This window comes from Acidithiobacillus sp. HP-11 (genome assembly GCF_015100075.1).
In the GTDB taxonomy this organism is placed as follows: Bacteria; Pseudomonadota; Gammaproteobacteria; order Acidithiobacillales; family Acidithiobacillaceae; genus Acidithiobacillus; species Acidithiobacillus thiooxidans.
Genome location: NZ_JACKYY010000070.1, coordinates 1 through 7,914 on the forward strand (window position 1 = coordinate 1; position 7,914 = coordinate 7,914).

Below are 7,914 nucleotides of genomic sequence, written 5' to 3' on the forward strand. Positions count from 1 at the left end.
CGTTGACTCGGAGATGTGTATAAGAGACAGGTTTCAAGATGCTGCAGCAGGCTGAAAAACGCTGGATTGGGATTTATGCTCCAGAGAAAGTCCTGCAGCTTTTTGCAGGGGTGAAATTTATCGATGGCTTACCGGCTAACCTCACCCTGCCGGATGATCAACAGACCGCCGCCTGATCTATGTCAGAAAATGCTCATACACCAGATTTGACTATAGCTCATGACGCAGTGGACGCGGATACCGTTGACATATCCTGATCAGGAAAGGAGGGAAACATGGACATTCGCCCCATTCATACCGAAGCAGACTACGCTGTCACCCTCAAGGAAATATCCACCTTGATGGATTCCGACCCTGATCTGGGCACGCCGGAGGGGGATCGCCTAGATATCCTGGCCACGCTAGTGCAGGCTTACGAGGCCAAGCATGTATCCATCATTGCGCCCGATCCAGTGGAAGCCATCAAATTCCGAATGGAACAGAGCAATCTGTCTGTTAAAGATCTGGAGCCGATCATCGGTAGGAGGAACCGGGTATACGAAGTCCTGAATCGCAAGCGCCCGTTGACACTGCCTATGATCCGTAGATTACATAAAAGCCTGGGAATTCCCGCCGATGTGCTGATTACGGAGAGTTTGGGCTAAGTCAACGAACTGCCGCCGTAATAGCTCACTCCAGTGTGAGTGCCCAGTTCCCTTTGGGTATAGGGCGGGAGTGTGCTGATTCGCGTGTCCGTCAGAGCATGACCCACGGTGAAATGATAGAGGGATTGCAGACGGTTATTCCTGATCCCCAATTTTTCATGCACGGCATCATCAAAAAAACAGCCGATGCCGGTGCCGTTCAGACCCAGGGATTCGGCTTCCAGATACAATATCTGGCCCAGCAGCCCGGCTTCCTGGTAGAGCAAACGATAATGCCAGGCACCGCTCTTCAGGGAGTCGGCATACTCCGCCAGAAAGGCCACCGCAAAGCAGCTATCGGCGGCAATGGCCTGATGACAAGACAGGGTCCGGGCGATACTGCGCACGTCGCCACTATAGAGTCGCCACAGGGGCAGGTGTACGGGTGCATCAGCCACGGTTTCCCAGGAGAAGTCGGGATGGAGGGTCATGCGTAGCAATTGTTCGCCCTCCCCGGTGCGCGGCAGAGCGTAGAGGCCGCTGTTCAGTCCTTCGACGCGATGCACAAAAAGTATTGGATGGATGTGCGGGGTAAAGGGCCAGGCATCCCATGGCAGATCGGAACGGGGCAGCAACGCATCCAGGAGGGTAAAGAAATCATCAGTCGCCATGACCGTCTTCGGGTCGAAGCGCTGGGCGCTGCGCCGACGGCGGATCAGGGTGCTGGCGGCAGTATGCCCCGATTTTTTGCGTGCTGGCCAGGGATCAGGCGGAAGTGGGTCGGGAGTGAATACCGGCATCCTGCTGGCAATGGTCGTTTCGGCAATGACCGGCCACCGGTACAGGGGGTGGGGATCTAGGCAGTTGGCCTGACCTCGCCATTGCCCCGGCAGCGCAGCGGGTCTAGCGATGGCGGAGGACATGGTATCGGCTGGGAGGATTTCCAGCAGTAGCTCTGCATCCTCGCCCTCGGCTTGCGCGAAATCACTGGAACGGTCCAGGCCCAGGAGGCTGCGCAATCGGGCATCATCCACATCCCCGCGCAGGCGAAGGTGCCAACCCAGGGTGCCAGCAGCGTAGCGCAGGGCACCCAGCGCATGACCAATATCCAGTTGACAATAGCGTAGTGCCCGTTCGCCGTATTTCCATGCTTCGCGCCACGCTATGGAACTCAGCCCGATATACAATCCTGCGCCGGGCTGTCCGGCATCAGGATACCAGCGTTGTTCTAACAGATGATCCAGGCTCAAATAGTGGTAGAGTCCATCACTGATGCCTTGCACCCCGAAGGCGAGAACATAGGCCTCGGTGGGATGCAGGTTGCCGCTGGATGGATTGCAACGCAACGCCCAGCGATTAGGGCCGTATTCCTTCCAGGCCGCCAGCCCGAGTGAGAGCTCCAAAAACTGCGCGACCGTCTGCAGAGTGAAGGGTTGGAACGTAGCGGCAGGCAACCCGGCGAAAGTGACGGCAGTTTCGTCCGTCAACAATGGCAAGACGCGCCGTGGGCTTCCGGTGAACGTGCGGAATGGGTTGGGTTGTGTATCCCAATCAAGCGCTTCCGGCCCGGCGGCATAGCGATTCAGGTGATGCTTGGTCCGTTCATGGTAGGCCATCACCACTTGCACCGCTTCGCTGTTATTGCTTGTCTCCATAATGCGCGCCGCTCCGTTAGTCAGTCCTAGTCTTGGCATTTTATTCTGGTGCGGCAACCGCCTGTAAACGCGCTTTTGGCGCGCTGACCGCTACCTTTTCCAGAGAGTAATCCACTATAATGCCTGAGGGAGTGTTGTGCCCCACCAAAGATGATTTGCGCATCCCGGGTCTTGCCAACCGCGCGAAGGGCACGAACGGCGTCAGATACCAGAATGTCTATCTCGATCACGCTCCCCGTAGGGGGCTATATCGCCTCCCTGCGAGTGTCAAGCAGCAGCCTTGTCCAATAGAAATGAGTCTGAAATACATGGCCCGTAATGTGCGAGTTTGAGGGCTTGCGCGATAAAAAGAATGTGCCAGCATTCACAGCGGTCTGGCGTCGGCAGAGATTACACGGATAGACCTTGCAAGGTACTACCCAGTGGGTTTGATCGTGTCCGCAATGCGGGCATTGAAAACCATAATCTCCTTGGCCGAAGGGCCAGATATTGCGAATGAATATTATTAATTGTTTATATACTTGACCATTATGCTCCACAATAATCCCTTTGCCCACGACAAATTTATTTTCAGCCATCCTCCCATGCGGGACTCTGAATTTTTATCTGCACACCATGAAGTTTACTTCCTAACATTTTGTAAAACATTATTAATTACAACTTTCATCTATTCTTTGGTCAAACAACCTTGTTGACGCTGCTCCCTGATGAAAATTGACTAATCATAAGGTCTGATTGAAAACCCCACCGAGTCTCGAGATATAGTCCGGCTTATCCACTTCGTAACAGGCGCATGCGGAAATGCAGCATCCGCACTTCGTATTTTTGCTTCACTGGCGGCCACTGGCCGGCGGTATACACCAGAGACAACACCCAAACCGTAGCCGCATCGATCACATGGTCCCCCTGATAGCTTTTATGCGGCATCAGCTCACGGGTGCTGGAAATCTTGCCCACCGAACAAAATCCTTACTTGTTCCGCTTGTTATGGCGAGGCAGGTCCCCGATGAATCAACTGCCTTTGCCTTGCGGTAACCAACCCACGCATGTCAGACTGGTTGACTGTGTTCGGGATAGCCTATACCTAAGACAAACTTCATCGCCCCCGTTGGTCAGGAAGAGATCCGGAATCTGCTGGTAGCTGAAAATGTGCTTATCCCACCGTCAAATCGGAGCGTGACAACATGTTATCTGAATTTATCCGCCGCAAAGTCCTTGAGACTGAACAGCGTCTGGATCATTGGGATGCTTATGTTCGGAGTGTCTACGTGACGATTCTGGTAATCACGGCCTACCTGCTGGGATACGAGTTTGACATGATTGGCCCCATTCATGGCGGTGTTGCCGTAGTGGGGGCCTTGTGGGCGGCAGCTACCGTGTTAAGTGTGTATAAAGATAATCGCGCGGCCACCCGTGAAAGCTTCTTTTCTACCATGGGGTCCACTTTCCTGGGAGTGGCAGTGGCCTTGGTGTATCTGTTCTGGTTTCCACCCCATATGTGGGATCTGGCACTGATCATCGTTTTGGCTATGCTCATCAGTCAGGCGCTCGGATTGGCAGATCGGGGCAGACAGGTCGTCTCAGCCCTTTTGATCATTGTGATCTTTTCCCATTTGAACGCAGCGAATCCATGGATAAATGCCGCCATGCGGACGATAGAAGTGTTCATTGGTGCAGGAGTAGGTCTACTGGGTGGCTACTTCGGCGAGAACCTGCCGGGATTGGATGCAAAGAAACCCTAGATCTTTGCCCTAATGATGCGCAACATCTCTTTCTGGACTCAATTATCTGGGCATGACGGAAAATTCAGTATCTGCAGAGTGCGGAGTGGGATGCGAACCAATTTGCAGCCACGTATGCGCATTCTTAATTGGCTGTCAGGGTCATCAGAATATCGGCGTACCAAGTGCAATTAAGGCCCAGAGATTCATCTACCTCGACATCTCTTCCACCCATATCAATACGCGCTGAGTTTACTCCCAGCAGCTTCCACGGTAAATTCTGGTCCCTGTTCGCAGAGCGCAAGACCACTGGGGCGCCACTGTTGAAAATGAAATCGCTTCCGGGCGCATTCACTTCATAACTCAGCGCCAAGGATAGTTGCAGATGAATCTTAGCCAAGGCATCTCTCTGCGCTATAACTGGGCGACTCTGGTTTCAAGTCTAGCCCTATCGTATATCTCTGTAGTCATGCTGAGCCAGCTTTATTTCTGCAACTAATTGAAAAACAAAAATTTATATGATTTATTTGAAAGGAGCTTCTTCAAAATCTGAGGCAACAGCCATAGTACCGAGTTTTGAGAACGTGATGGTCAGTCCACCGGACGACCGCTTCCGCTGCCCTGCCGTCGTTGAGTCTTTTTGGGCGACAGCAGGACAGCGGTCGTTCAGCAGTAGAACGGCTCTCAAAGGAACGAAGTCTGCTTCAGTATGTGAAGCCTTTGATTACGGCTTGGCATTTACGAGCTTATCTTGTGTGCGTAGATCAAAGTCACGCGCATCATGGCGTTCATGCAACTGGCTGGGAAGTTCGCCAACGATGCGGTTCACTTTGATTCCGCGTTGTACCTCAGGACGGGCGTAGATATTGTCTGCCCAGCGCCGAACATTCGGGTAGCCCTCCACCGAAAGAAACTCCGCAGCATCGTACAGCCAGCCTTTAACCAAACCACCATACCAGGGCCAGATGGCCATATCAGCAATCGTATATTCGCTACCTACGATATATTCATTTTCCGAGAGCCGTTTATCGAGCACGTCAAGTTGTCGCTTGGCTTCCATAGCAAACCGATTGATTGCATATTCAATCTTTTCGGGGGCATAGGCGTAGAAATGACCGAATCCGCCACCCAGGTAAGGGGCGCTTCCCATCTGCCAGAATAGCCATGATAGGCACTCGGCGCGCCTACTTGGATCGGTAGGCAGGAACGCCGCAAATTTCTGGGCTAAATACAGCATGATCGCACCAGACTCAAAAACCCGAATAGGCTGTGGACCACCTTGATCTACGAGAGCTGGGATCTTGGAGTTTGGATTCACCGCTACAAAACCACTTCCAAATTGATCCCCGTCACGGATCCGGATTAGCCACGCGTCGTATTCTGCACCAGCATGACCCTGTGCTAACAACTCTTCAAGCAGAATTGTCACTTTTTGGCCATTGGGCGTCGCCAGAGAGTACAGTTGCAATGGGTGATGACCGACGGGGAGTTTTTTATCGTGGGTTGGTCCTGAAACAGGACGGTTGAGAAGCGTGACAGCACTAGCTGCTTCAGTCTTGTTCCAGACCCAAATCTTAGGGGGCACGTAGTCCGTTGAATTGGTCATGAATGATTCTCCTTGGATTGAACCTGGTTACAACTTAACCATACTCTGTCATCACAACAATCGCTTCAATTCAACCCATGCGCATCAAACGGACAGATTGCCGCATCTCGCCTTTGACGTGCTCAAATTTGGCAACCATTCTTCTCTAATCAAGCCCTTGTATAAATTGAATTCAAAACGTTATCCACATCGTCAGGAGCTATGCGCGCCACGCAAAAGCAGAGATGTTGTGGTAAAATGAAGGGATTGATGGGGTACTATTCTCACTGACAAGCCCAAAATTATCGGATTTTCATTCGCGAGGTGAATTGATGGAATATCGTCAACTTGGTCGAACCGGTTTAAAGGTGTCTTCTCTTTGCTTAGGAACCATGACATTCGGCTCCAAGTTTTACAATATCGCGACAGTTGGTCAGTCGGAAGCCGACGAGATGGTGCGTCATGCATGGGAGTCGGGAATTAATTTCTTCGATACGGCTGATGTTTATTCCCGTGGAGAGTCCGAAGAAATCCTTGGGATCGCCATGAAAAATAATGGGATACATCGGGATTCTACAGTTATAGCTACCAAAGTACGCGGCATCATGAGTGATGTAGACCCTAACGGATCTGGTCTTTCTCGCAAGCATATCATGACCGCTTGCCATGCCAGTCTGCGTCGTCTCGGGACAGACCATATCGATCTTTACCAAGTCCATGGCTGGGATAGCCACACACCCATGGACGAAACGCTGCGCGCCCTGGATGATTTGGTGCGCAGCGGCAAAGTGCTGTATGTGGGTTGTTCCAATTGGCCGGTTCGACATATCGCGCGCGCGCAAGCGTTAGCGGATGTCGGCCAGTGGACAGGTTTTTCTTCATTGCAAGCGTACTACTCTTTAGTTGGTCGGGATCTGGAACACGAACTACTTCCTCTTTGTCGCGAGTTGGGTCTTGGGGTTCTTCCCTGGTCACCGCTATCCGGCGGCTTTCTCACGGGTAAATACCGTCGTAATGTCACCGCACCTGCCGAAGCAAGGCGGAAAGACTTTGATTTCCCGCCCATCGACCAGGTCCATGGATATGATGCTGTGGAGGCTGCTGAGGCTATCGCTAGAAATATTGGTGCAACCATCCCTCAGGTGTCCATTGCTTGGCTTCTTGCCCAGACTGGCGTCAGCTCCGTTATTATCGGTGCAAAAAGAATGGAGCAATTAAGGGATAACCTGGGCGCTATTCAGGTTAAGCTAAGCGAGGAAGACGTGAAAATTCTATCCGCATTGACTGTCCCTGCGCCTCTCTATCCGCAATGGATGGTAAGTAGACAAAATGGCGATGCGTAGAGTAAATATCTCTCAGAAAAGCTGGGAAATATTACTAACGTGTGATGCACAAAGATGACATCTGAATGGTAGGATTTCGTTCGACCTGGTCGCCGTAACTTTCGAAAAAAACATCTAGAAAGTTATTTGTCTTATTCATTTTTTGAAACTATTAGACTTTATTAGGATAGGTTGATGGCTGAAACCAGGGGATTATTAATCATCGATCTGCAATATGGGTTTTCTCCAGATCTTGATTTGGTGGAAAGCGTTCGCGATGTGGCTACAAATTACCCCGTTGTGGTTGCGACACGTTTTGCTCCTCCTCCAGATCAAAACCCAGTCGCTATCCAGGTCGCTGCAGATGGTGTCATTGATGTGGGACATGACCTCATTATTGAAAGACCGGGCTATGGTCTCAATGCACCCGCCATTGATGCCCTTCAAAGCTTTTCTGAAATTACAGAGTGGGATCTTGTCGGTAGCCGGACAGGCGTTTGTCTGCTGGCCTGCGCCTTTTCCCTATCGGACGCCAGCATTCCATTCCACGTGGTCCGGCCCTTTCGCATACTGGAAGTCGAAAAACAGAATCCTTTGTCCGGATCAAATTTTTCGACGGCATGAATCAGGCCCAGATTCCCTTCTTCAATCAAATCGAACAGGGGAAGCCCCCGGTGGAGATAGCATCGGGCCAAATTGACTACCAGACGTAAATTGCTTTCAGTCATGGCGTTACGCGCCGCCATATCCACAGCTTTGACCCGGCGGCCAAGGGTGACTTCCTGTTCAGCAGTCAACAGCGGGGCACGTCCTATTTCCTGCAGATAAAGACGCACGGCATCGCCATGGGCGGAGCTATAGTCAAATCTGGTGTATGAGCATTTTCTGACATAGATCAGGCGGCGGTCTGTTGATCATCCGGCAGGGTGAGGTTAGCCGGTATGCCATCGATAAATTTCACCCCTGCAAAAAGCTGCAGGACTTTCTCTGGAGCATAAATCCCAATCC

8 protein-coding genes and 3 pseudogenes are annotated in these 7,914 nt (G+C 51.7%); 5 read left to right on the forward strand and 6 right to left on the reverse strand.

Annotated features, from left to right (window positions below):
• Positions 1 to 29: 29 nt before the first annotated feature.
• Positions 30 to 176 (forward strand): annotated as a pseudogene (locus H7F08_RS14305) (IS256 family transposase); the annotation flags it as partial.
• A 99-nt stretch (positions 177 to 275) separates the two neighbouring features.
• Complete coding sequence (locus tag H7F08_RS14310; protein WP_075322271.1) at positions 276 to 644, forward strand: helix-turn-helix domain-containing protein; 369 nt, start codon at positions 276 to 278, stop codon at positions 642 to 644.
• On the opposite strand, the gene H7F08_RS14315 is transcribed toward H7F08_RS14310, so the two are convergent.
• The 3 genes and pseudogenes from H7F08_RS14315 to H7F08_RS14325 form a co-directional block, all read right to left on the reverse strand.
• Positions 641 to 2,278: a SagB/ThcOx family dehydrogenase gene (locus H7F08_RS14315; protein ID WP_193640907.1), complete on the reverse strand. Its 1,638-nt coding sequence runs from the start codon at positions 2,276 to 2,278 to the stop codon at positions 641 to 643. The genes H7F08_RS14310 and H7F08_RS14315 overlap by 4 nt on opposite strands.
• Before the next feature lie 341 nt (positions 2,279 to 2,619).
• A pseudogene (locus H7F08_RS14320) lies at positions 2,620 to 2,739 on the reverse strand (IS1595 family transposase); the annotation flags it as partial.
• Between the two features lie 310 nt (positions 2,740 to 3,049).
• Positions 3,050 to 3,235, reverse strand: coding sequence for a hypothetical protein (locus tag H7F08_RS14325; RefSeq protein ID WP_193640908.1), 186 nt, complete (start codon positions 3,233 to 3,235; stop codon positions 3,050 to 3,052).
• A gap of 227 nt (positions 3,236 to 3,462) precedes the next feature.
• Between H7F08_RS14325 and H7F08_RS14330 the strand changes: the two genes are divergently transcribed.
• Positions 3,463 to 4,020, forward strand: coding sequence for an FUSC family protein (locus tag H7F08_RS14330; protein ID WP_193640909.1), 558 nt, complete (start codon positions 3,463 to 3,465; stop codon positions 4,018 to 4,020).
• A 124-nt stretch (positions 4,021 to 4,144) separates the two neighbouring features.
• Here H7F08_RS14330 and H7F08_RS14335 read toward each other — a convergent pair whose 3' ends face one another.
• Entirely contained in the window at positions 4,145 to 4,399 is a 255-nt protein-coding gene (locus H7F08_RS14335; RefSeq protein ID WP_226831175.1) for a hypothetical protein, read from the reverse strand.
• A 324-nt stretch (positions 4,400 to 4,723) separates the two neighbouring features.
• On the reverse strand, positions 4,724 to 5,605 hold the full coding sequence (gene yghU, locus H7F08_RS14340; protein ID WP_193640910.1) for a glutathione-dependent disulfide-bond oxidoreductase: 882 nt from the start codon (positions 5,603 to 5,605) through the stop codon (positions 4,724 to 4,726).
• 311 nt (positions 5,606 to 5,916) lie between these two features.
• On the opposite strand from yghU, the gene H7F08_RS14345 reads away from it, so the two are divergent.
• Together H7F08_RS14345 and H7F08_RS15570 are read left to right on the forward strand one after the other, a co-directional pair.
• Positions 5,917 to 6,927 carry an aldo/keto reductase gene (locus H7F08_RS14345; protein WP_226831177.1) on the forward strand — a complete coding sequence of 337 codons (1,011 nt, stop codon included), beginning with the start codon at positions 5,917 to 5,919 and terminating at the stop codon, positions 6,925 to 6,927.
• A 174-nt stretch (positions 6,928 to 7,101) separates the two neighbouring features.
• Complete coding sequence (locus H7F08_RS15570; RefSeq protein WP_226831179.1) at positions 7,102 to 7,530, forward strand: hypothetical protein; 429 nt, start codon at positions 7,102 to 7,104, stop codon at positions 7,528 to 7,530.
• Between the two features lie 11 nt (positions 7,531 to 7,541).
• Here the strand turns inward: H7F08_RS15570 and H7F08_RS15765 are convergent.
• Positions 7,542 to 7,742, reverse strand: a pseudogene (locus H7F08_RS15765) (sigma-70 factor domain-containing protein); the annotation flags it as partial.
• Positions 7,743 to 7,914: the final 172 nt, after the last annotated feature.

Bases quoted from the DNA above. Each gene is read 5' to 3' on its own strand.
- H7F08_RS14310 (WP_075322271.1), top strand. From the start codon at position 276: ATGGACATTCGCCCCATTCATACCGAAGCAGACTACGCTGTCACCCTC.
- H7F08_RS14315 (WP_193640907.1), bottom strand. From the start codon at position 2,278: ATGGAGACAAGCAATAACAGCGAAGCGGTGCAAGTGGTGATGGCCTAC.
- H7F08_RS14330 (WP_193640909.1), top strand. From the start codon at position 3,463: ATGTTATCTGAATTTATCCGCCGCAAAGTCCTTGAGACTGAACAGCGT.
- yghU (WP_193640910.1), bottom strand. From the start codon at position 5,605: ATGACCAATTCAACGGACTACGTGCCCCCTAAGATTTGGGTCTGGAAC.
- H7F08_RS14345 (WP_226831177.1), top strand. From the start codon at position 5,917: ATGGAATATCGTCAACTTGGTCGAACCGGTTTAAAGGTGTCTTCTCTT.
- H7F08_RS15570 (WP_226831179.1), top strand. From the start codon at position 7,102: ATGGCTGAAACCAGGGGATTATTAATCATCGATCTGCAATATGGGTTT.